The sequence below is a fragment of the Streptomyces sp. NBC_00344 genome (assembly GCF_036088315.1).
In the GTDB taxonomy this organism is placed as follows: Bacteria; Actinomycetota; Actinomycetes; order Streptomycetales; family Streptomycetaceae; genus Streptomyces.
The window spans coordinates 1,462,882-1,483,663 of the sequence record NZ_CP107996.1; the positions used below are offsets into that span (position 1 = coordinate 1,462,882).

The following is a 20,782-nucleotide window of genomic DNA, read 5'->3' on the forward strand; positions in this document are numbered from 1 at the left end:
GTCAGGAGTCACCCTGTCCATGACGAGCAGGGCGGAGCCGACGTACGGCAGCCACCCGCCGACGTCCTCGGTGAAGCTCTCTGTGCTCGCATCCAGCAGGGCCTGGGCGGTCTCGTACAGTCTTCGGACTGCTCTTCCATGGCCCGGACCGCGTGTACTCCCGGTCGAGGTGCAACCTGTAGACGGTCATCGCCCCGACTTGGGCCTCCTCGTGGGGGATGGCCACGTCCCACCGTTCCAAGGTGTCGGCCTGTGGGATGTCGTCGAGTTCGTCGGTGTAGGAGCAGGGAGGGTGCATTCACCGCTGCAGCGCAGCGATGCGCCACGGGCAGCAGGCCAGTCGCCAAGATCAAACTCCTGGGCTGGCCTGCCTGCCGACGTGCGAAATACGGGCCCCAGGACTGCTCCAGCAGCCCCGCGCTGATCCGGTCCCAGCTCGGTCGGGGGCCGTCGACCGGGCGTACGGCTGTGAGCAGGCGGCCGTCGAGGAACGTATCGAGCCGATCGCCCGTCAGGATGGCCAGCCGCTCGCGTTGAGCACGGCGGTTCACCTCTACCCGCTCGCCCAGAACTCCGAGCAGTACCTCGTGACGCGCCTCGCCGAGGACGTCACCGCGGATCCACCGTCCTCGGACCGGTACGCCGGCGAGCGTGCCGAGCTGGTGCTCCTCGCGGCTGAAGGCCAGGTCCATCGCCCCCTCGGCCGCCGGTCCCACCCGGCTGATCGCCGCCCGGCTGGCAGCCCCCTCACCGCTGAACTCCGGGAGCGGAAGGTCTACCATGAGGCCCCCTTCCGGGGCCGGGTCCACCACGCGGCGGGGATCAGACCGGGGAACACGGAATTGCCAGGGCTTCGCGTCTCCTGGCACGTTGATCCATCCGGTCTTGAGGCCCGTCAGGGCGGCGGAGCCGTCGGGCAGGAAGATGTCGACGTAGACGCCGCCCTCACCGAGCCAGACCCAGCTCATGAAGTAGGCGTGATCGCCATGGTCAACGGCCCAGGAACCATGTGGTTCCCAGGGCCTTCGGGTTGGGGTGGGCGTGCACCAGGTGGCGGCGGTACATGGGCGCCGGTCTGTGTCGAGACAGCCGAAGCCCCCAGGAAGGTGCCCGCCTGGGACTTTAACGATGATCAGTTCTTAGCTGCTCCACCTGTCAGCTGGTGGTCTGGGTCTCCTCCTCGCCTTAGGACTTCTTCCGTCGTGCCGCAATAAGGGCAATGGTGGCGTTCGGGATGTGGGCGAGGCGGAGCAGCAGGGCCTAAAGCAGGCTGCGCCGCAGGGCGTGGTGAAGGTCGAGGGGACGCCGGCCCAGGGCGCGGTGTTGGTCGAGCAACTATGCGCGGTGCGTTCGGCTCAGAGGGCGTCCTCTGGGACCAAGACGGCCGGCCCGTCGTGTGCAGTGACGGCACGGAGTAGGCGGGCCTCCCTCGGCTCCCAGGACACCTGACTCGAACAGGGTGAAGGGGTCTATGGCGGTTCCGGCCATGGGCTTCGATACCCAACATCATCGCACCCGCCAGGCCGGCACAGCTGGCGTGCACGATCCCGCCCGCACTTGAGCGGCCCGCCGCCGATGTGCACCGTAGGAAGCACGCTGCTGCCCGACACGCCGATTGAGCCGCGCTGCCTGACCCGGGACGACCGCATAACGCTCCGTCAGAACCAGCGTCGAACGAGCGTCAAGACGTTTCCTAACCGGCCCGCAGAAGTCGAGTCAACCTACACCCCGTTATACGAAGTCGCAGGTCAGGCAGGCAGCGGAAGCGTGCGCCATGCTTCACGTGGTAGGCGGAGGGAAACAGGTCGAGCAACCCACCCGGACCACAAAACCCCAGCTCAGTCGTCCTTCTTCACCGGCTCCAGAATCGCCACGCACTCCACGTGATGCGTCATCGGAAACAGGTCGAACGCGCGCAGTGTCCGCACCTTGTAGCCGCCCTCGCGGAAGTACGCCAGGTCGCGGGCGAGGGCCGCCGGGTCGCAGGCGACGTAGGCGATGCGGCGGGCGCCCAGGGCCGAGAGGTGCTTCACCGTCTGCTTGCCCGCGCCGGCGCGGGGCGGGTCGAGGACGATCAGGTCGCACTCGGTGATGCCGGTGCGGGGCAGGATCTGTTCGACCTTGCCGTGCTCGATACGGACCCGGTCGAGGTCCTGGAGGTTGTGGCGGGCGTCCTCGACGGCGCGCTTGCCGGACTCGATGCCGAGGACCGCGCCCTTCTCGCCGATCCGCTGGCCGATGGCCCCGGCGAACAGGCCGACGCCGCAGTAGAGGTCGAGGGCCATGTCGTTCTTGCGGGGCAGGAGGCCCTGCATGACCGCGCGGACAAGGGTGTTGGCGGCCTGCGGGTGGACCTGCCAGAAGCCACCGGAGCCGACGCGGTAGGTCCGGTCGTCGGCGCGCTCGCGGACGAAGCCGCGGCCGTGGACACGGTGGATGCCGCCGTCGTGCTCGTCGACGCGCAGGACCGAGACCGGCTTGTCGAGCTCGACCAGCGGCAGCCGGGCGCCGGGCTTCGGGGTGAGGATGACCTGGCGGTCGTGGGAACCGGTGGCGGTGATGGCTTCCACCGAGGCCATGCCGCTCCAGTCCCGCTTCTCGACGCCGAGTTCCGAGACACCGGGCGCCGCGATCATGCAGTGGTCGACCGGCTCGACGTCGTGCGAGCGGTGCTTGCGCAGACCGGCCCGGCCGTCCTCGTCGATGGCGTACTGGACGCGGGTGCGCCAGGCGGGCACCTCGCCCTTGGGGAGCTTGTCGCCCTCGGCCGGCATGACCGTGCCGTCCCAGCCGGCCTCCTCGGGGGTGAGACCGGCGAGGCGCTGCAGCTGCTCGGCGACCACCTCGCCCTTGAGCCTGCGCTGGGCTCCCGGCTTGGCGTGCTGCCAGTCGCAGCCGCCGCACTTCCCCGGGCCGGCGTACGGGCAGGGGGCTTCGACCCGGTCCTTGGACGCCTCGATGATCTCGATGGCGTCCGCCCGCAGGAAGCGCGAGCTCTCGTCGCCGTCGGTCACGCGCACGAGGACCTTCTCGCCCGGCAGGGTGTGCCGTACGAAGAGGACGCGCCCGTCGGAGGTGCGCGCGATGCAGTGGCCGCCGTGTGCGACGGGGCCGACCTCGACCTCGTACTCCTCCCCGACCAGCGATGACGTGGGTTCTGTCTGCATGGCGGGGGGACTCCAGAAGATCAAAAAAGGGAACAGCCGGACAACGACCCACCAGTCTACGTGGGTGTTGCCCGGCTGCTCACCAGAGTGCTGCCGGTCAGCTCTTGCCCTTGGTTCCCGACGAGCCCGAAGGCTCCTTCGGCCGGCTCACCGGACCGCGTCGCACCGATCCGGGCGCGCTCCAGTCGGCCCTCTTCTTCGCCCGCTTCTTGGCGAGCTCCGAGGACTCCAGCTGATAGGGGACCGACGTCACCATCACCCCGGGCGTGAACAGCAGCCTGCCCTTGAGACGCAGGGCGGACTGGTTGTGCAGGATGTGCTCGTACCAGTGGCCGACGACGTACTCGGGGATGTAGATGGAGACGACGTCGCGTGGGCTCTCGCGGCGCAGCCCCTTCACGTACTCGATGATCGGGCGGGTGATCTCCCGGTACGGCGAGTCCAGGATCTTCAGCGGCACGTTGATGCCGCGTCGCTCCCAGTCGTCCCTGAGCGCCTTGGTCTCCGCCGGGTCGACTCCGATCGACAGCGCCTCCATATGGTCGGAGCGCATCAGTTTGGCGTAGGCGAGCGCCCGCAGCGTCGGCTTGTGGACCTTGGAGACCAGGACGATCGAGTGCACGCGGGAGGGGCGCAGGCTGTCGTCGGACGGCGCGTCGGGCGCCGCGATCTCCTCGGAGACCCGGTCGTAGTGCCTGCGGATCGCGCTCATCGTCACGTAGAAGATCACCATGCCGAGCAGGGCGACCCAGGCTCCGTGGGTGAACTTGGTGAGGAGGACGACGACGAGCACCAGGCCGGTGAAGAAGGCGCCGAAGGTGTTGATGGCACGGGAGCGGACCATGTGGCGGCGCTTGGCCTGGTCCTGTTCCGTCGCCAGATGGCGGTTCCAGTGCCGCACCATGCCGGTCTGGCTGAGGGTGAAGGAGACGAACACGCCGACGATGTAGAGCTGGATCAGCCGGGTGGAGTCGGCGCCGTAGATCACGACGAGCAGGATGGCCGCGCCGGCCAGCAGCACGATGCCGTTGGAGAAGGCGAGGCGGTCACCACGGGTGTGCAGCTGGCGGGGCAGGTAGCGGTCCTGCGCGAGGATCGAGCCGAGCAGCGGGAAGCCGTTGTACGCGGTGTTGGCGGCCAGGAAGAGGACCAGCGCGGTCGCGCCGGCCAGAACCACGAAGAAGAAGGTCCCGTCGCCGAAGACCGCGGCGGCCACCTGCGAGATGACCGGGTCCTGGGTGAAGCCCGAGCCCACGCCGACACCGTGCCTGAGCAGGTCGGTGGCCGGGTTCTCGGCCATCTTCACATCGGTGGCCATGGCCAGACCGATGATGCCGCAGAACATGGTGACCGCCAGCAGGCCCATCATGGCCAGCGTGGTCGCCGCGTTCTTGCTCTTCGGCTTGCGGAAGGCGGGTACGCCGTTGCTGATCGCCTCCACGCCGGTGAGCGCCGCACAGCCGGAAGAGAAGGCCCGCAGCAGCAGGAAGACCAGCGCGAAGCTGGAGAGACCGCTCCGTTCGGCGTGGATGGTGAGATCGGCGGTCGGGGCCTTCATGGTGTCGCCGAGCACCAGCCCCCGGAAGGCACCCCAAATGATCATGATGAACACGCCGGCGACGAAGATGTAGGTCGGGATGGCGAAGAGCTTCCCCGACTCCTTCATACCGCGCAGGTTCATCAGCGTCAGCAGCACGATCATGCCCACCGCGCAGAACACCTTGTGCTCGACGAAGAAGGGGACGGCCGAACCGAGGTTCTCGACGCCGGAGGCGATCGAGACCGCGACGGTCAGCACGTAGTCCACGAGCAGGGCGCTGGCGACGGTGAGCCCGGCCTTCGGCCCGAGGTTGGTGGTGGCGACCTCGTAGTCACCGCCGCCGCTCGGGTAGGCGTGCACGTTCTGCCGGTAGGAGGCCACCACCGTGAACATCAGCACCACGACGGCGACGGCGATCCATGGGCTGAAGTGGTAGGCCGACACACCCGCGATGGAGAGGACGAGCAGCACTTCTCCCGGGGCGTACGCCACCGAGGACAGCGGGTCGGAGGCGAAGACGGGAAGCGCGATGCGCTTGGGGAGAAGGGTCTCTCCCAGCTTGTCGCTGCGCAGCGCCCGGCCGATCAGGATGCGTTTGGGCACGTCGGTCAGTTTGGACACGGTGAGGATCGTAAGCGTTCGGTATCCGGGGTGCCCACCCACCACCCCCCTCAGCTTCTCGGAATCAGCGACTCCGGGCGCACAGGGGTCCCCACCGGCACCGTGCGTGTGTAGCTTGGCCGCACGTCTGAGACCCTTTATTCCCCGGCGGGAGCTTTTTCCCTCCGAACATTTATGACCGAACATTTACGGACGGGTGGAAGGACGGTCGTGCACATCGTCATCATGGGCTGCGGGCGAGTGGGAGCCGCTCTCGCGCAGACCCTGGAACAGCAGGGGCATACGGTCGCCGTCGTCGACCAGGACCCCACGGCCTTCCGCCGTCTGGGCGCCGGGTTCGGCGGCCGCCGTGTCACCGGAGTGGGTTTCGATCAGGACACTCTCCGGGAGGCAGGGATCGAGGAGGCCGGTGCGTTCGCCGCGGTGAGCAGCGGTGACAACTCCAACATCATCGCCGCGCGGGTCGCCCGCGAGATGTTCGGGATCGAGAACGTCGCCGCGAGGATCTACGACCCCCGCCGGGCCGAGGTCTACCAGCGACTGGGCATCCCGACCGTCGCCACGGTCCGGTGGACCGCCGACCAGATGCTGCGGCGGCTGCTGCCGTCCGGCGCCGAACCGCTGTGGCGGGACCCGAGCGGTGGCGTGCAACTCGCCGAGGTGCACACCTCTGCCGCCTGGATCGGCCGCAAGATCAGCCAGCTCCAGGAGGAGACGGGAGTACGCGTCGCGTTTCTCACGCGTCTGGGTGAGGCGACACTGCCGACGTCCCAGACGGTCCTCCAGGAGGGTGACCTGGTGCACGTGATGATGCATACCAGCGAGGTCGAGAAGGTCGAAGCGGCCTTCGCACGAGGTCCCGAGGAGGGCGGTCACTGATGCGTGTGGCTATTGCCGGGGCCGGTGCGGTGGGACGTTCCATCGCGGGCGAGCTCCTGGAGAACGGGCACGAGGTCCTGCTGATCGACAAGGCGCCCACCGCCATCTCGGTGGAGCGGGTGCCGCTCGCCGAGTGGCTGCTCGCCGACGCCTGTGAGATCACCTCGCTCGACGAGGCGGCGCTGCAGCGGTGCAACGTGGTGATCGCGGCGACCGGCGACGACAAGGTCAATCTCGTCGTCTCACTGCTCGCGAAGACGGAGTACGGGGTGCCGCGGGTGGTGGCCCGGGTCAACAACCCGAAGAACGAATGGCTCTTCAACGAGTCGTGGGGCGTCGATGTCGCGGTCTCCACCCCGCGGCTGATGTCGGCGCTGGTCGAGGAAGCGGTGAGCGTCGGCGATCTCGTGCGGCTGCTGCGCTTCAGCCACGGCGACGCGAACCTCGTCGAGCTGACACTGCCGCCCGAGTCGGCGCTGGCGGGCACCCAGGTCGGCGAAGTGGACTGGCCGGAGGACACGTCGCTGGTCACCATCATCCGGGGAACCCGGGTGCTGACACCAAGCATCGAGGAGACGCTCGAGGCGGGCGACGAGTTGCTGTTCGTGGCAGCGCAGGCGCGCGAGGAGCAGCTGGAGGATCTGCTCTCGGTGCGGCGCGAGCAGAACACCACCGGCTGACCGGACGTACGCGTGGGGCCCGGGAACCGATGGTTCCCGGGCCCCACGCGTCGTGGTTCAGCTCACCGTGGGTGTTACGCCTCGCCCCGCTGCGCCTCGGCGACCCTGCGGGCCTCCTTCTCGTCCTTCTCGGCCTGCTCCTGCGCCTCCATCTCCGCGAACACGTCGATCGGCGGCGGCGCCTTGGCCAGGAAGACCCAGGTCAGATAGACCGCAAGCAGGAACGGCGGGATCTTCAGAGCGATCAGCACCCAGCCGAACTGGGTGGTGTCGGCCCACCAGTAGAGCGGGAAGAGAATCGCGCACTTGGCGAGGAGAATCAGCCCCCAGGCCCAACTGGCCTTGGTGTACGCCTTCTTCCGGCCGGGGTTGCGGGTGCGCCAGGAGAGATTCTCCTTGAACACCGGCCCGAGGATCACTCCGATCAACGGGAATCCCGCGAGGGCGGTGACGAGGTACGCGGCTGCCAGGCCCAGTGTGTAGAGCATGCCGGGCAGGTAGAAATCCTTGGCATTGCCGGTCATCATCGCGAAGGCCACACCGAACGCGACACCGAAGATGCCGCTGAAGGCGTGCTTGACGGTGTCCCGGCGGGCCAGCCGCACGACGAGGAGGACCAGCGACACGGCCACCGCCGCGATCGCGGCGGAGCGCAGGTCCTTGTTGATCGTGAATATCGTCACGAACAGCAGGCCGGGGAGCACGGTCTCCACCATGCCCCGCACTCCGCCGAAGGCCTCGAAGAGAGCCGCCTCCGTGACGGCTCTGGCATCGGTGTCCTGGTCGGTTGTGGTCGGCTTGTCGAGTGACGTCACCGGCTACTCCTGTCCGAGCGGTCGCAGTTCGTACTTGGGATTGAACAGCACCCGCCGGCCGTGGCTCATCGAGATCCGGCCGGTGGCGATCACCTTGCGGCCAGGTTCGATGCCCATGATCGAGCGCCGTCCCAGCCACACCACGTCCAGCGGGGCCGTGCCGTCGAACAGCTCGGCCTCCAGAGCGGGTACACCGGCCCTGGGGCGCAGGGTGACCGTGCGCAAGGTACCAGTCACCTTGACGATCTGGCGGTCGTCGCAGTCGGAGATTCTGCTGCACCCCGTGGCCTGCGTGTCCTCCTGCAGTTCCGCGGAGTGCATTTCCTCCTGCGAGGTCGAAAGCCGGTCGATCATCCGACGGAAGCGGCCGGACGGCTTAGCACTCATGCTGCAAGCGTACCGGGCATCGGGGTTGGTGAATCAATGCAGGACGAGCACGGCTGCACTGCCCAGCGGTGCGGCTGCGACCGGGGTGCCGCACGGGAAGCCGGGCCGGACGGGGTCCGGGTCGGGGGCAGCCATCGGAGGGGTCAGCCGCGCCGCCCGGAAGACCCGCACCCGCGGGGCGACTACGCGCAGGGGCTGCGCACCACCGGGTCTGCGCACCATGGTGCAGCACCCGCAGGCTCAGCGCTCGAAGCGGTATCCCATGCCCGGCTCGGTGACGAAGTGCCTGGGGTGCGAGGGGTCCGTCTCCAGCTTTCGGCGCAGCTGGGCCATGTAGACCCGGAGATAGTTGGTCTCGGTGCCGTAGGAAGGGCCCCAGACCTCCTGGAGGAGCTGTCTCTGGCCGACCAGCCGGCCGGTGTTCCGTACGAGCACTTCCAGCAGGTGCCATTCGGTGGGGGTCAGCCGTACGTCCCGGCCGTCCCGGTGGACCTTCTTGGCCGCGAGGTCGATGGTGAAGCCTGCGGCCTCAACGAGGGACACCGCGTCCTCTCCCGAGCCGGGCCCTGAGCCCACCGGCTCGGCTCTGCGGACCGCAGCGCGCAGCCGGGCGAGGAGCTCGTCCATACCGAACGGTTTGGTGACGTAGTCGTCCGCGCCCGCGTCCAGGGCCTCGACCTTCTCGTCCGACGTGTGCCGGGCCGACAGCACCAGGATGGGTACCCGGGTCCAGCCCCGCAGGCCTTTGATGACCTCCACCCCGTCCATGTCGGGCAGCCCGAGGTCGAGGAGGACCACGTCGGGGTGGCGGGCCGCGGCGCGCTGCAGCGCGGTGGCGCCGTCCGGCGCCGAGTCCACCTCGTACTTGCGCGCCTTCAGATTGATCACAAGGGCACGCACGATCTGCGGATCGTCCTCGACCACGAGCACCCGGGTCATAGGGATAGCTGCCTTTCTGCTGATGGTGCGGTGTCCGCGGGGGGCTGCCCCGTGGCCGCCCTGAGGGTGAGGACCATGGTCATTCCTCCGCCGGGGGTGTCCTCGGCACCCAGCGTGCCGCCCATCGCCTCGGTGAAACCACGGGCGACCGCGAGACCGAGGCCCACGCCCGCTCCGCGCGGAGCGTCGCCGAGGCGCTGGAACGGCTCGAAGATCTGCTCCTTCGCCTCGTCGGGAACACCGGGTCCCCGGTCGACGACGCGCAGTTCCACCCGGTCTCCGAGCGCGCTGGCCGCGACGGTGACGGGTACCGGTCCCGGGTTGTACTTGACGGCGTTCTCGACGATGTTGGCGACGGCCCGCTCCAGCAGGCCGGGGTCAACGGCCACCATGGGAAGCGTCTCGGGGATGTCGAGTTCGGTGCTGGCGTCGGGGACCCCGCCGAGCGCCATGGGCACCACCTCGTCGAGGTCGATCTCGCGGATCAGCGGGGTGACGGTGCCGGTCTGCAGCCGGGACACGTCCAGGAGGTTCCCGACCAGATGGTCGAGCCGGTCGGCGCCCTCCTCGATGCCCGCGAGCAGTTCCGCCTCGTCCTCGTCGGACCAGGAGACGTCGTCCGAGCGCAGCGAGCTGACGGCGGCCTTGATAGCGGCGAGCGGCGTGCGCAGATCGTGGCTGACCGCGGCCAGCAGCGCCGTACGGATGCGGTTGCCCTCGGCGAGCCTGCGGGCCTTCTCCGCCTCGCCGACGAGCCGCTGCCGGTCCAGTACGACGGCGGCCTGGGCGGCGAACGCGCCCAGCACCCGGCGGTCCTCGGCGGGCAGCACCCTCCCGGAGAGCGCCATCGCCATGTGGTCTCCGATCGGCATGTCCACGTCGGCGTCCTCAGGCCGGGTGAGCGGTCTGGGCCCCACGCTTCCCGCACAGGTCCAGGGATCCACATCGCTCTTGCGTTCGAGGAGTGCCACGGACTCCATCGCGAAGGTCTCCCTCACCCGCTCGAGTAGTGCCGCCAGTGTGGTCTCGCCCCGGAGCACGCTCCCCGCCAGAAAGGAAAGGATCTCGGATTCGGCACGGAGTCTGGCCGCCTGATGGGTGCGGCGCGCGGCCTGGTCCACCACCGAGGCCACCGCGACCGCCACCGAGACGAAGACCAGGATGGCGACGATGTTCTTGGAGTCGGAGATGGTCAGCAGATGCAGTGGCGGAGCGAAGTAGTAGTTCAGCAGCAGTGAGCCGAAGGCGGCGGAAGCGAGGGCCGGCAGCAGACCGCCCAGCAGCGCCGCCGCCACGGTCAGGCACAGGAACAGCAGCATGTCGTTGGCCAGACCGAGGTCGGCGTCGATGTTGGTCAGCAGCACGGTGAGGAGACCCGGGCCGATCACACCGGCCAGCCAGCCCCAGATGATCCTGCCGCGGCCCAGGCGCGCACCCCTGGCGACCGGGAGCCCGCGCCCCTTGGCCACCTCCCCGTGGGTGACGATGTGGACGTCCAGATCCGGCCCCGAGTCGCGCGCGACGGTCTGCCCCACACCGGGCCCGAAGACGTACTGCCACGTCTTGCGGCGGCTGGAGCCGAGGACGATCTGGGTGGCGTTGACGCCCCGCGCGAACTCCTGCAGCGCGGACGGTATGTCCTCGCCTATGACGTGGTGGAAGGACCCGCCCAGATCCTCGACCAGCGTCCGCTGAATCGCGAGTTCCTTGGGAGACGCCGATGTCAGACCATCGCTGCGGGCGATGTACACGGCCAGGATCTCGCTGCCCGACCCCTTGGCCGCCATGCGGGCGGCCCGGCGGATCAGCGTCCGGCCCTCGGGGCCGCCCGTCAGTCCCACGACGATGCGTTCGCGTGCCTGCCAGGTGGAGCGGATGTTGTGTTCGCCCCGGTACTGCTGGAGGTATTCGTCGACCCGGTCGGCGACCCACAGCAGGGCGAGCTCGCGCAGGGCGGTGAGGTTGCCTGGCCGGAAGTAGTTGGACAGCGCGGCGTCGACGCGGTCGGGCTGGTAGATGTTGCCGTGCGCCATCCGCCGTCGCAGCGACTGGGGCGACATGTCGACGAGTTCGAGCTGGTCGGCGCGGCGTACCACTTCATCGGGGACGGTCTCCCCCTGCCGCACACCGGTTATCGACTCCACGACGTCGCCGAGCGACTCCAGGTGCTGGATGTTTACGGTGGTGACGACGTCGATACCTGCCTTGAGCAGGGCTTCGACATCCTGCCATCGCTTGGCGTTGCCCGAACCCGGAACATTGGTGTGGGCGAGCTCGTCGACCAGGGCGACGGCGGGTGCGCGCGTCAGCACGGCGTCCACGTCCATCTCGGTGAAGACGCTGCCCCGGTACGAGATCTCGCGGCGCCGGATCTGCTCGAGGCCGTGCAGCATCACTTCCGTGCGCGGCCTGTCATGGTGCTCGGCGAAGGCGACGACACAGTCGGTTCCCCGCTCCACCCGGCGATGGGCCTCGGACAGCATGGCGTAGGTCTTGCCGACGCCGGGCGCCGCACCGAGGAAGATCCGAAGCTTGCCGCGTGCCATACGTCGACCTTACGGCCACTGATCGCGACATTACGGACGGAGTGGGAGACCAGTGATCATCTTGACGGATTTCTGACGCATCCCGGCTGTGGTCGGCGCGGTGCCCGTCACTCAGCTCCAGCGCCCGGCCGGCGAGGGCCCAGCGGCCGGGCGTCGCCACCAGCGCCGCGGCCGCCTCGCTCCGTACGTCGGTGGTGCACGGCCACGTCCGATCCGCGCAGGGCTTCCATCCCGCCCGGCTGTTCCGTCGCCGCGTGCCCGGCACACCCGCCGGCCTCATCGGCAACGCGACACCGTACGCGCAGCGCTCTTCCCCCGGCCTTCTCGCACCCCAGGCGATCAGCACCGTACGCACGGCAGCCGGAACGGCTCGCGGGGGTCCGGACATGCAACCACCGCGACCCGTAGGTCAACTGACTGAGCGTCAGTTATTGCCCGGCTGTTTCAGTGCGATGTTGGGCTCCAGGAAAGGCCGGTGGCCCGCATCCCCTTCTCGGGGATGCGGGCCACCGGCCCTTTGCTTCTCGCAGCCTTGCGGAGCGAGCCTCAGCGCACCTCGGTGATCTCGGGTCCGCGCTGGAGCTGACCCATGCCACCGGAGAAGCGGGAGCTCTCCTGGTCCTCCTGCTGAACGCCGTCGGGCATCATCTGCGCGTCGTCGGGCAACTTGAGGACGATCGGATCGCGGGGGGCCATCGGCCCGTCACCACGAACGACCACGGTGTCCCGGAAAATCTGCTCGAGGAGCCCTGCGGCCTCGGGCTGTACGGCGCCCTGCCCGGAGATCACACCGCGCAGGAACCAGCGCGGCCCGTCCACCCCGACGAAGCGCACCAGCTGCACACCGTTGGTTCCGTCCGGGAGCTGAACGGGCACCTGGGCCCGCAGCTCCCAGCCGAGCGGACCTTCGACCTCGTCGATGATGCCGCCCTGCTGGGTGATGCCCGAGGCGATCTCCTCGCGCACTTCACCCCAGATGCCTTCCTTCTTGGGTGCGGCGAAGGCCTGGAGCTGGACGGCGCTGTCGCGCAGAACGACCGTGGCCGCCACGATCGCGTCGCCGGCGACCTCGACCCGGAGCTCCATCCCCTCGACCCCGGGCACGAAAAGGCCGCCGAGATCCACCCGGCCCTCGCCTGCCGCACCCACCTCGGAGCTGTCCCAGGGACCATCGGGCCGGGGCGCGGGCGGCAGGTTCGACCTGCGTGCCTCGCTCACCTGTGCCTGATCGCTGCCGACTCCGCCGACCTGCTCGGCCTCGTCCGCCGCGTCCTCGGCAGAACCGCTGTTCTTGCGACGTCCGAACACGTCACTGTCCTTCCCGGTCGGATACGACCGAAGCGTATCGATTCCCACCCGCTGTGCCGTCCACAGCGGCATGGCCGCCGGTGGACCCGAAGCCCCCGCCGCCCCGGGCCGAGCCGGGAAGTTCCGCCACCTCGTGGAAGCGCACCTTCTCGACCTGCTGGACGACCAGCTGGGCAATCCGGTCGAAGCGCTCGAACCGCACGCTCTCGCGCGGATCGAGATTGACCACGATTACCTTGATCTCCCCACGGTACCCGGCATCCACCGTCCCCGGGGCATTCACCAGGGCTACACCGCAGCGTGCGGCAAGACCGGAACGCGGATGCACGAAAGCCGCGTACCCGTCGGGGAGTGCCACAGACACTCCGGTGGGAAGCACGGCGCGCTCGCCGGGGGCCAGTTCCGCGGACTCGGTGGTCACCAGATCCACTCCGGCGTCGCCGGGATGCCCGTATGCGGGTACCGGCACCTCGGGGTCGACCCGGTGGATCAGTACATCGACGGGGTTACGGCTCATGGGTTCACCTCGAAGGCGCGGGCGCGCTTGATCTGGTCGGGATCGGCCATCGCCGCACGGATCTCCTCCGGGCGCCCGTTCTCGGTGAAGTGGTCGACCTTGACCTCGATGAAGAGGGCGTCGGCGCGGACGGCGACGATCCCTTCCGGGCCGCCGATCCGACCGGTGGCACTCGAGTAGATCTTACGGCCGCGCACCGCCGTGACCTCGGCCTCCAGATGAAGCAGGCTGCCCACCGGGACGGGCCTGACGTAGTCGGTCTCCAGCCGGCCGGTCACCGCGATCACCCGCAGCAGCCAGTTCAGCGATCCGAGCGTCTCGTCGAGCGCCGATGCCAGCACACCGCCGTGAGCGAGGCCGGGTGCCCCCTGATGGGCGGGCTGCACGGTGAACTCGGCGGTCACCTGCACGCCCTCACCGGCCCTGGCCTGGAGGTGCAGTCCGTGGGGCTGTCCGTCGCCGCAGCCGAAACAGTGCGCGTAGTGCGCTCCGAGAAGCTCGCCCGGGGCCGGGGCATCGGGGTGGCGCACCGGCGCTATGGCGTCGGCCGGGGGCGTCAGCGCTGCAGATGTTCGTGTCACAGGCGCGAACATTACCCGCGCGGACAGATGCCGGACGCACCGTGCCAAGCTTGGCTTCATGCAGCCTTACGAAGAACGTCTCACCGCGCCCCGTTCATGGTGGTTGATCGCCCTCCTTGTCGGGATCGCGGGCGCGCTGATCCTGCTGCCGCTCGGCACCCTGCCGATGCTCGGCGGGCTGGTCGGGGGCGCGGCGGTGGCGGGGGTCGTGGTGAGTTCGTACGGTTCGGTGCGCATCCGGGTCGTCGCGGACTCCCTGGTCGCGGGCGACGCGAGGATCCCGCTGACGGCGCTCGGCGAGGCCACCGTGCTGGACGCCGACGAGACCATCGCCTGGCGTTCGTACAAGGCTGATCCGCGGGCCTTCATGCTGCTGCGCAGCTATGTGACGACGGCTCTCCGGGTGGAGATCAGCGACCCCGAGGACCCGACGCCGTACGCCTATCTTTCGACACGGGACCCCGAGCGGCTCAAGGCTGCTCTGTCGGCCGCGCCTGCGGCCTGACCGGCGACCGGGCCGCGTCGGGAAGTCCGGCCCGCCGGGGCGCGGGCACTAACGGTCCAGCTCCGGCGGCTGTTCGAGCCGGGGCAGCTCCGGGAGAGCGTCCCAGGGGATCTGGCGCTTGCGCATGTCCTTGCGGACCTTGTCCGCGAGTCTCCTGGTGTCGCGCCTGTTCATCACGGCTCCGACAGCGGCGCCGACCATGAACGGCATCAGGTTCGGAAGATCGCGGATCGTGCGCTTCATGATCTGCTGGCGCATTTCGCGCTTCATCTGGCCGCCGAGCACGGCGTTGACCGATTTCGGCTTGGTGATGTCGAATCCGCGCTCGCCGGACCAGGCGTTCAGATACGCCATGGTGCGGTCCTTGAGGTTGCCCGGCGGGCGCATGCCGTAGACCTCGTGCAGCTCGGCGATGAGCTTCAGCTCGATCGCGGCGACGCCGGTGATCTCGGCGGCGATCTCGGCCGGCATGGCAAGCGGTACCGGCAGCATCGCGGCCGCTCCGATTCCCGCGCCGACGGTGGAGGTCGCGTTGGCCGCGCCGGCGACCAGTTTGTCTGCGATCTGTTCCGGGCCGAGGCCGGGGAAGTGTCTGCGCAGGGTCTGCAGATCGCGTACCGGGATCCGGGGCGCGATGGCGATGATGCGGTCGGCGGTGTACGCGAGTCCTGCTTTCGCGCCCTCGCCGCTTTTGTGTATGCCGTGGTGTATGCCGTGCTTGAGGGCGTCCAGACTGCGGCCCCTGGTCGTGGGTCCGGTCTGCACGCCCCGCGCAACTGCTTCTCGCGCCGCTTCGTCGAACGGCACCGCTTCGTCGAGCGGAGCCGCAAGGCCCCGCTCGTCGTCACGTGCCCCGGCGACCGGCGCGTTCACCCCGTGGTCGTTCGCCCCCGGTGGCCTGGGGGCGAGCGGCCCGGAAGGCGCCTGGGGGCCTTCTGTCGAGCCTGTGCCGCCCTGTGGGGCCTCCGGGGAACCCTTCCGCCTGAAGCGTCGCTTCCCGTGCGGTGTCGAGCCTGCCACGGACTCTCTGCCTCAGTCGCAGTCGCGGCAGATGGGCTGGCCGTTCTTCTCCCGCGCGAGCTGGCTGCGGTGGTGCACCAGGAAGCAGCTCATGCAGGTGAACTCGTCGGCCTGCCGGGGAAGAACCCGGACCGAGAGCTCTTCGTTGGACAGGTCGGCGCCGGGCAGTTCCAGGCCCTCGGCCTGCTCGAACTCGTCGACGTCCACCGCGGCCGTGGACTTGTCGTTCCGGCGAGCCTTGAGCTCCTCGAGACTGTCCTGGTCGCTGTCGTCGTCGGTCTTGCGTGGAGTGTCGTAATCCGTAGCCATGTCGCGCTCTCCCCCTCTGGGTATTTGCGGTGTCTCCAGCGCACGTAACGCGTGAGAGGCCGGACTTGTGCCCGACCTGAGGCGGAGATTTTGCCTCACATCAAGGTCTGTTACTCAATCGACACCCAACCGGATCCCCTGGGAGAGATCGATTTGGATGGCGAACGGGACCGTACACGGTCTGCCGGTCGCGCCCTACCGGCGCCACCCCGTGTACTTCCCGTCATTCGACCCCCCGGAAACCCCAGGTTTTCCCGGTTTTTCGGGGATTTGGGCATCACGGAGAGTAGGGGGCCCGAATTGCGGCCCTGTGACCGATCGCACATATGTTTTCCGGGAGCAGCCTCCGGAAATTCCGCGCAAAGCGAACATCCGGAGTGGACCGGGCCCGGCCTCAGATCGGCAACGTGACGCGCATCACCAGCCCACCACCCTCGCGGGGCTCCGCGTTGATGCGGCCGCCGTGGGCCCGCGCGACGGAGCGGGCGATGGAAAGTCCGAGGCCCACACCCTTGTCGCTGCCGGTCCGCTCGGTCCGCAGGCGCCGGAACGGCTCGAAAAGATTGTCGATCTCGTAAGCGGGAACCACGGGACCCGTGTTCGATACCACCAGAAGGGCCTGGCCCGGCTGGAGCTCGGTCCTCACCTCGACCCAACCCTCGTCCTGGAGGTTGTACCGGACGGCGTTCTGCACAAGGTTCAGGGCGATGCGCTCCAGCAGGACACCGTTGCCCTGGACGACGGCCTGCGACTGCCGGCCACGGATCTCGACGCCCTTCGCCTCCGCCTCGGCGTGTGTCTGGTCGATCGCCCGGGTCGCCACCTCTGCCAGGTCGACCGGTTTGCGCTCGACGATCTGGTTGTCGCTGCGGGCAAGCAGCAGCAGGCCCTCCACCAGCTGCTCGCTCCGCTCGTTGGTGGCCAGCAGCGTACGGCCGAGCTGCTGGAGCTCCACGGGCGCCGCCGGGTCGGAGAGGTGGACCTCCAGGAGCGTGCGGTTGATCGCGAGCGGCGTGCGCAGCTCGTGCGACGCGTTCGCGACGAACCGCTGCTGCGCGGTGAACGCCCGCTCCAGGCGGTCCAGCATCTCGTCGAAGGTGTCGGCGAGCTCCTTCAGTTCGTCGTCGGGCCCGTCGAGCTCGATCCGCCGCGCCAGGTCCGTGCCTGCCACCCGGCGGGCGGTACGGGTCATCCGGCCCAGCGGCGACAGCACCCGGCCCGCCATGGCGTAGCCGAAAGCGAAGGCGATGATGCTGAGGCCGACGAGGGCGTACAGCGAGCGGGTGAGCAGATTGTCCAGCGCGTGCTGGCGCTGGTTACCCATGCAGGCCTTGAGCACGTCGTTCAGCTGGTCGTTGTTCTGCGCCCTGCCGAGACTCGGACAGGTGCCGCTCGAGATCTGCACATTGGTGCCGGCCACTTGGAAGGCCGGCGTACTGCCGTTGTGCAGCGCCTGCGCCGCCAGCATGTAGATGATCGTGAGCAGCAGGATCCCGGCAATCAGGAACATTCCGCCGTACAGCAGGGTGAGACGTATCCGGATCGTCGGACGCAGCCACGGAAAGACCGTTTCTGCTTCCTTGGGGTCCCAGGTCGGTTTGGGCGGTGCCGTCGGCGGCGCGGGGGTCGTGGCCATCGGCGGTCAGATCCGGTATCCGGAGCCCGGCACGGTCACGATGACCGGGGGCTCGCCGAGCTTGCGGCGCAGGGTCATGACCGTCACCCGCACGACGTTCGTGAAGGGATCGGTGTTCTCGTCCCAGGCCTTCTCCAGAAGCTGCTCCGCGGAGACCACCGCGCCCTCGCTGCGCATCAGCACCTCGAGCACCGCGAACTCCTTGGGGGCGAGCTGGATCTCCTTGCCGTCCCGGAAGATCTCCCGGCGGTTCGGGTCCAACTTGATACCGGCCCGCTCGAGCACCGGCGGCAGGGCTACGGTCGTACGGCGGCCGAGGGCCCGCACCCGTGCGGTCAGCTCGCTGAAGGCGAAGGGCTTGGGCAGATAGTCGTCCGCGCCGAGCTCGAGGCCCTCCACCCGGTCGCTCACGTCTCCCGACGCCGTGAGCATCAGGATGCGGGTCGGCATGCCCAGTTCGACGATCTTGCGGCAGACGTCATCACCGTGGATGACCGGCAGGTCGCGGTCCAGGACCACGACGTCGTAGTCGTTGACCCCGATCCGCTCCAGAGCGGCGGCGCCGTCGTACACGACGTCGACGGCCATGGCCTCCCGGCGAAGTCCGGTGGCCACCGCATCGGCGAGCAGTTGCTCGTCCTCGACGACGAGTACGCGCACGTCGCTGTCCTTCCTCTGAGCCCGTGTCCAGGGCAGGTGTCGGCACTGAGTGTGTGCGTCCATCCTGCCCCGTACGGCCATAAACCGGCTGTAAGGCAGTGCCGGGCACCGGGCGGAGGGGAATTCCTTGATTCCTGGGCCTGTTGAGGTTTCTCCGGGAGCGAGCCTGGGGAGGACGACTGCACACCCGCCGATCACGCCCCGTATGTGGCGCGCCACAGCCCGCTCCGCCGCCACTGGATTGCGTGATCGATTCATCACCCTCGGCACACCCCCGTGCCACCGACCCACGACGAGGGGGCGCACCATGGACGCATTCACCGCAGGTCTGCTGCAGCGGATAAAGGCCACAGAGACCGACCTGACGCGTGCTCGCGAAACCGGCGACGACTTCCTCGCGGACGTCGAGCAGGGCGAGTTGGACGATCTGCACCGCCTCGCGGCTGTGCACGGCGTCGAGGTCCGCACCGCGAGCGTCTGATCCGGACCGACGCATGCGAAGGCTCCGGCACCCGTGGTGCCGGAGCCTTCGCATGGGCTCCCCCGGCGCGGTCCGTGCCGCCGGGGCCACTCACTCAGGACATCAGTCGTGCCATGCCCCGTACTGCTCCAGCAGTTGCTGAAGCGGCCCGAACACCCCGGGTGACGCTGCCACCGTCAGATCGTCCGTCGGCCGCTCCCCCGGCCGGCCGCCGGTGAGCGCTCCGGCCTCCCGGGCGATCAGATCCCCGGCCGCCCGGTCCCACGGGTGGAGCCCCCGTTCGTAGTACCCGTCGAGCCGGCCCGCGGCCACATCACAGAGGTCGACCGCCGCCGACCCGCCCCGGCGGATGTCCCGCAGCTGCGGGATCAGCCGCTGCGCGACGGCCGCCTGGTGGGCGCGTACCGATGTGACGTAGTTGAAGCCCGTCGAGACCAGCGCCTGGTCGAGCGGCGGCGACGGCCTGCATCCCAGCCGCAGGTCGCCGAGGCGGGCGCCGCCGCCGCGCACCGCGTAAAAAGTTTCGCCGCGCATCGGGACCGCCACCACGCCCGCCACCGTCTCGCCGTCCTGCTCGGCCGCGATCGACACGGACCAGGTGGGGAGCCCGTACAGGTAGTTGACGGTGCCGTCGAGCGGGTCGATGATCCAGCGGACGCCGCTGTTCCCCTCCGAGCTCGCGCCTTCCTCACCGAGGAAGCCGTCGTCGGGCCGGAGGCCGGCCAGATAGCCGGTGATCAGCTTCTCGGCTGCGATGTCCATCTCGGTGACCACATCGATGGGGCTGGACTTGGTCGCGGCCACCCCCAGATCGGCCGGGCGCCCGTCCCGCAGCAGGGCGCCGGCGCGACGGGCGGCCTCCTGCGCGAGTTCGAGCAGTTCGGTGTGGAGTGGCTCGGTCACGGTTCTCCCTTACGCGTAGGGGCTGTCGGTGCCCGCGGCAGCGGGCTTGGGGCCACGGGCCGGGCAGCAGCCGACCGGGCAGAGATCGTGCGAGGGACCCAGCGCACCCAGCGCGCAGCGTTCCACCGGGCGCCCTCGTTCCGCCGCCGCCCGCTCCAGGAGGAGTTCGCGCACCCCGGCAGCGAAGCGCGGGTCGGCGCCGACCGTGGCGGACCGGGCGGCGGGCAGTCCCAGTTCCGCGGCTCTGTCGAGGGCCTCGGTGTCCAGGTCGTAGAGCACTTCCATGTGATCGGAGACGAACCCGATGGGCACCATCACGACGGCGGGTGCCCCCGAGGCACGCAGCTCCGCCAGGTGGTCGCAGATGTCCGGCTCCAGCCACGGGGTGTGCGGGGATCCGCTGCGCGACTGGTAGACGAGCTGCCAGGGATGCTCGACACCGGTCTGTTCACGGACCCGCTCGACGATCAGCCGCGCCACGTCCAGGTGCTGGGCGACGTAGGCCCCGCCCGCGGGCCCCGAGCTGTCGGCCGCCGCGGTGGGGATGGAGTGCGTGGTGAACGCCAGGTGCGCCCCGTCCCGAACGGCCTCGTCGAGTCCGGCGAGCGAGGTCAGTACGCCGTCCGCCGTGGGCCCCACGAATCCCGGGTGGTTGAAGTAGTGCCGCAGCTTGTCGACACGGGGAAGTTCGAGACCTTCGGCCTCCAGGGTCGCCAGTGCTTCCGCCAGGTCCTCGCGGTACTGCCGGCAGCCGGAATAGGAGGCGTACGCGCTGGTCGTCAGCACCGCGATCCGTCGGCGCCCGTCGGCGATCATCCCGCGCAGCGTGTCGGTGAGATACGGCGTCCAGTTGCGGTTCCCCCAGTACACCGGCAGGTCCAGGCCGTGCTCCGCGAAGTCCTTGCGCAGGACGTCGAGGAGTGCGCGGTTCTGGCCGTTGATGGGGCTCACGCCGCCGAAGAGGAAGTAGTGCTGCCCCACCTCCTCGAGACGCTCCCTCGGGATACCGCGGCCGCGGGTCACGTTCTCCAGGAACGGGATCACGTCGTCCGGGCCCTCCGGCCCGCCGAAGGAGAGCAGCAGAAGGGCGTCGTAGGGTTCTGGATCACGCTGATCGGACATGTCCCCGATCCTGCCACTCGTGTGCGGCGGGCCCGCGGACCCCCCGCTCCGGGGCCCCGGAGCCGTGTCCGGCCCACCGGTGGGTCCAGCGGCGGTGCTGAACAGGATCCCCGTCCAGCCGGCCGGGAATCTGCCCCTCCGGCCATGGCGCAGCGCCCCGCGACGT

20 protein-coding genes are annotated in these 20,782 nt (G+C 69.2%); 4 read left to right on the plus strand and 16 right to left on the minus strand.

The window, feature by feature from the left end; genetic code table 11:
- Positions 1-1,838: 1,838 nt before the first annotated feature.
- Both OHS16_RS06510 and OHS16_RS06515 read right to left on the minus strand, forming a co-directional pair.
- Entirely contained in the window at positions 1,839-3,167 is a 1,329-nt protein-coding gene (locus tag OHS16_RS06510; protein WP_328536218.1) for a class I SAM-dependent RNA methyltransferase, read from the minus strand.
- A 97-nt stretch (positions 3,168-3,264) separates the two neighbouring features.
- Positions 3,265-5,328 carry an APC family permease gene (locus tag OHS16_RS06515; protein ID WP_328536219.1) on the minus strand — a complete coding sequence of 688 codons (2,064 nt, stop codon included), beginning with the start codon at positions 5,326-5,328 and terminating at the stop codon, positions 3,265-3,267.
- Between the two features lie 210 nt (positions 5,329-5,538).
- Here OHS16_RS06515 and OHS16_RS06520 point away from each other — a divergent pair, with 210 nt between their 5' ends.
- On the plus strand, positions 5,539-6,207 hold the full coding sequence (locus tag OHS16_RS06520; RefSeq protein WP_328536220.1) for a potassium channel family protein: 669 nt from the start codon (positions 5,539-5,541) through the stop codon (positions 6,205-6,207).
- Positions 6,207-6,887: a potassium channel family protein gene (locus OHS16_RS06525; protein ID WP_328536221.1), complete on the plus strand. Its 681-nt coding sequence runs from the start codon at positions 6,207-6,209 to the stop codon at positions 6,885-6,887. The genes OHS16_RS06520 and OHS16_RS06525 overlap by 1 nt, the downstream gene beginning before the upstream one ends.
- Positions 6,888-6,961: 74 nt before the next feature.
- On the opposite strand, the gene OHS16_RS06530 is transcribed toward OHS16_RS06525, so the two are convergent.
- The 8 genes from OHS16_RS06530 to OHS16_RS06565 form a co-directional block, all read right to left on the minus strand.
- Positions 6,962-7,702 carry a DUF3159 domain-containing protein gene (locus tag OHS16_RS06530; RefSeq protein WP_328536222.1) on the minus strand — a complete coding sequence of 247 codons (741 nt, stop codon included), beginning with the start codon at positions 7,700-7,702 and terminating at the stop codon, positions 6,962-6,964.
- Positions 7,703-7,705: 3 nt separating this feature from the next.
- On the minus strand, positions 7,706-8,056 hold the full coding sequence (locus OHS16_RS06535) for an OB-fold nucleic acid binding domain-containing protein (protein ID WP_328540737.1): 351 nt from the start codon (positions 8,054-8,056) through the stop codon (positions 7,706-7,708).
- A gap of 66 nt (positions 8,057-8,122) precedes the next feature.
- Entirely contained in the window at positions 8,123-8,311 is a 189-nt protein-coding gene (locus OHS16_RS06540) for a hypothetical protein (RefSeq protein WP_328536223.1), read from the minus strand.
- Positions 8,312-8,329: 18 nt separating this feature from the next.
- Positions 8,330-9,028 carry a response regulator gene (locus OHS16_RS06545; protein WP_328536224.1) on the minus strand — a complete coding sequence of 233 codons (699 nt, stop codon included), beginning with the start codon at positions 9,026-9,028 and terminating at the stop codon, positions 8,330-8,332.
- Positions 9,025-11,574 carry an ATP-binding protein gene (locus OHS16_RS06550; RefSeq protein ID WP_328536225.1) on the minus strand — a complete coding sequence of 850 codons (2,550 nt, stop codon included), beginning with the start codon at positions 11,572-11,574 and terminating at the stop codon, positions 9,025-9,027. Before OHS16_RS06550 ends, OHS16_RS06545 begins: the two co-directional genes overlap by 4 nt.
- A 546-nt stretch (positions 11,575-12,120) precedes the next feature.
- On the minus strand, positions 12,121-12,882 hold the full coding sequence (locus tag OHS16_RS06555) for a DUF3710 domain-containing protein (protein WP_328536226.1): 762 nt from the start codon (positions 12,880-12,882) through the stop codon (positions 12,121-12,123).
- A gap of 1 nt (position 12,883) precedes the next feature.
- Positions 12,884-13,399, minus strand: a complete 516-nt coding sequence (gene dut, locus OHS16_RS06560) for a dUTP diphosphatase (protein WP_328536227.1) — start codon at positions 13,397-13,399, stop codon at positions 12,884-12,886.
- A complete protein-coding gene (locus OHS16_RS06565) occupies positions 13,396-13,980 on the minus strand; it encodes a PaaI family thioesterase (protein WP_328536228.1) in 585 nt (194 codons plus the stop codon). The genes dut and OHS16_RS06565 overlap by 4 nt, the downstream gene beginning before the upstream one ends.
- A gap of 58 nt (positions 13,981-14,038) precedes the next feature.
- On the opposite strand from OHS16_RS06565, the gene OHS16_RS06570 reads away from it, so the two are divergent.
- Positions 14,039-14,485: a DUF3093 domain-containing protein gene (locus OHS16_RS06570; RefSeq protein ID WP_328536229.1), complete on the plus strand. Its 447-nt coding sequence runs from the start codon at positions 14,039-14,041 to the stop codon at positions 14,483-14,485.
- A 48-nt stretch (positions 14,486-14,533) separates the two neighbouring features.
- On the opposite strand, the gene OHS16_RS06575 is transcribed toward OHS16_RS06570, so the two are convergent.
- From OHS16_RS06575 to OHS16_RS06590, 4 genes are all read right to left on the minus strand, one after another.
- Complete coding sequence (locus tag OHS16_RS06575; protein WP_328536230.1) at positions 14,534-15,505, minus strand: hypothetical protein; 972 nt, start codon at positions 15,503-15,505, stop codon at positions 14,534-14,536.
- A gap of 12 nt (positions 15,506-15,517) precedes the next feature.
- Positions 15,518-15,814 (minus strand): DUF4193 domain-containing protein, encoded by a 297-nt coding sequence (locus OHS16_RS06580; protein WP_164260119.1) that lies wholly within the window; start codon positions 15,812-15,814, stop codon positions 15,518-15,520.
- Between the two features lie 394 nt (positions 15,815-16,208).
- Positions 16,209-17,450 (minus strand): sensor histidine kinase, encoded by a 1,242-nt coding sequence (locus tag OHS16_RS06585; RefSeq protein ID WP_328536231.1) that lies wholly within the window; start codon positions 17,448-17,450, stop codon positions 16,209-16,211.
- 6 nt (positions 17,451-17,456) lie between these two features.
- A complete protein-coding gene (locus OHS16_RS06590; RefSeq protein ID WP_328536232.1) occupies positions 17,457-18,110 on the minus strand; it encodes a response regulator transcription factor in 654 nt (217 codons plus the stop codon).
- Between the two features lie 307 nt (positions 18,111-18,417).
- On the opposite strand from OHS16_RS06590, the gene OHS16_RS06595 reads away from it, so the two are divergent.
- A complete protein-coding gene (locus tag OHS16_RS06595) occupies positions 18,418-18,591 on the plus strand; it encodes a hypothetical protein (RefSeq protein ID WP_328536233.1) in 174 nt (57 codons plus the stop codon).
- Between the two features lie 102 nt (positions 18,592-18,693).
- Here the strand turns inward: OHS16_RS06595 and OHS16_RS06600 are convergent, their stop codons facing one another.
- Both OHS16_RS06600 and OHS16_RS06605 read right to left on the minus strand, forming a co-directional pair.
- On the minus strand, positions 18,694-19,494 hold the full coding sequence (locus OHS16_RS06600; RefSeq protein WP_328536234.1) for an inositol monophosphatase family protein: 801 nt from the start codon (positions 19,492-19,494) through the stop codon (positions 18,694-18,696).
- A 9-nt stretch (positions 19,495-19,503) separates the two neighbouring features.
- Positions 19,504-20,616: a ferrochelatase gene (locus OHS16_RS06605; protein WP_328536235.1), complete on the minus strand. Its 1,113-nt coding sequence runs from the start codon at positions 20,614-20,616 to the stop codon at positions 19,504-19,506.
- Positions 20,617-20,782 lie beyond the last annotated feature (166 nt).

What these genes read in the sequence shown, in the direction of transcription:
- OHS16_RS06570 (WP_328536229.1), top strand. Translation starts at nt 14,039, where the DNA reads ATGCAGCCTTACGAAGAACGTCTCACCGCGCCCCGTTCATGGTGGTTG.
- OHS16_RS06580 (WP_164260119.1), bottom strand. Translation starts at nt 15,814, where the DNA reads ATGGCTACGGATTACGACACTCCACGCAAGACCGACGACGACAGCGAC.
- OHS16_RS06545 (WP_328536224.1), bottom strand. Translation starts at nt 9,028, where the DNA reads ATGACCCGGGTGCTCGTGGTCGAGGACGATCCGCAGATCGTGCGTGCC.
- OHS16_RS06535 (WP_328540737.1), bottom strand. Translation starts at nt 8,056, where the DNA reads ATGATCGACCGGCTTTCGACCTCGCAGGAGGAAATGCACTCCGCGGAA.
- OHS16_RS06525 (WP_328536221.1), top strand. Translation starts at nt 6,207, where the DNA reads ATGCGTGTGGCTATTGCCGGGGCCGGTGCGGTGGGACGTTCCATCGCG.
- OHS16_RS06595 (WP_328536233.1), top strand. Translation starts at nt 18,418, where the DNA reads ATGGACGCATTCACCGCAGGTCTGCTGCAGCGGATAAAGGCCACAGAG.
- dut (WP_328536227.1), bottom strand. Translation starts at nt 13,399, where the DNA reads ATGAGCCGTAACCCCGTCGATGTACTGATCCACCGGGTCGACCCCGAG.
- OHS16_RS06605 (WP_328536235.1), bottom strand. Translation starts at nt 20,616, where the DNA reads ATGTCCGATCAGCGTGATCCAGAACCCTACGACGCCCTTCTGCTGCTC.
- OHS16_RS06510 (WP_328536218.1), bottom strand. Translation starts at nt 3,167, where the DNA reads ATGCAGACAGAACCCACGTCATCGCTGGTCGGGGAGGAGTACGAGGTC.
- OHS16_RS06585 (WP_328536231.1), bottom strand. Translation starts at nt 17,450, where the DNA reads ATGGCCACGACCCCCGCGCCGCCGACGGCACCGCCCAAACCGACCTGG.
- OHS16_RS06550 (WP_328536225.1), bottom strand. Translation starts at nt 11,574, where the DNA reads ATGGCACGCGGCAAGCTTCGGATCTTCCTCGGTGCGGCGCCCGGCGTC.
- OHS16_RS06540 (WP_328536223.1), bottom strand. Translation starts at nt 8,311, where the DNA reads ATGGTGCGCAGACCCGGTGGTGCGCAGCCCCTGCGCGTAGTCGCCCCG.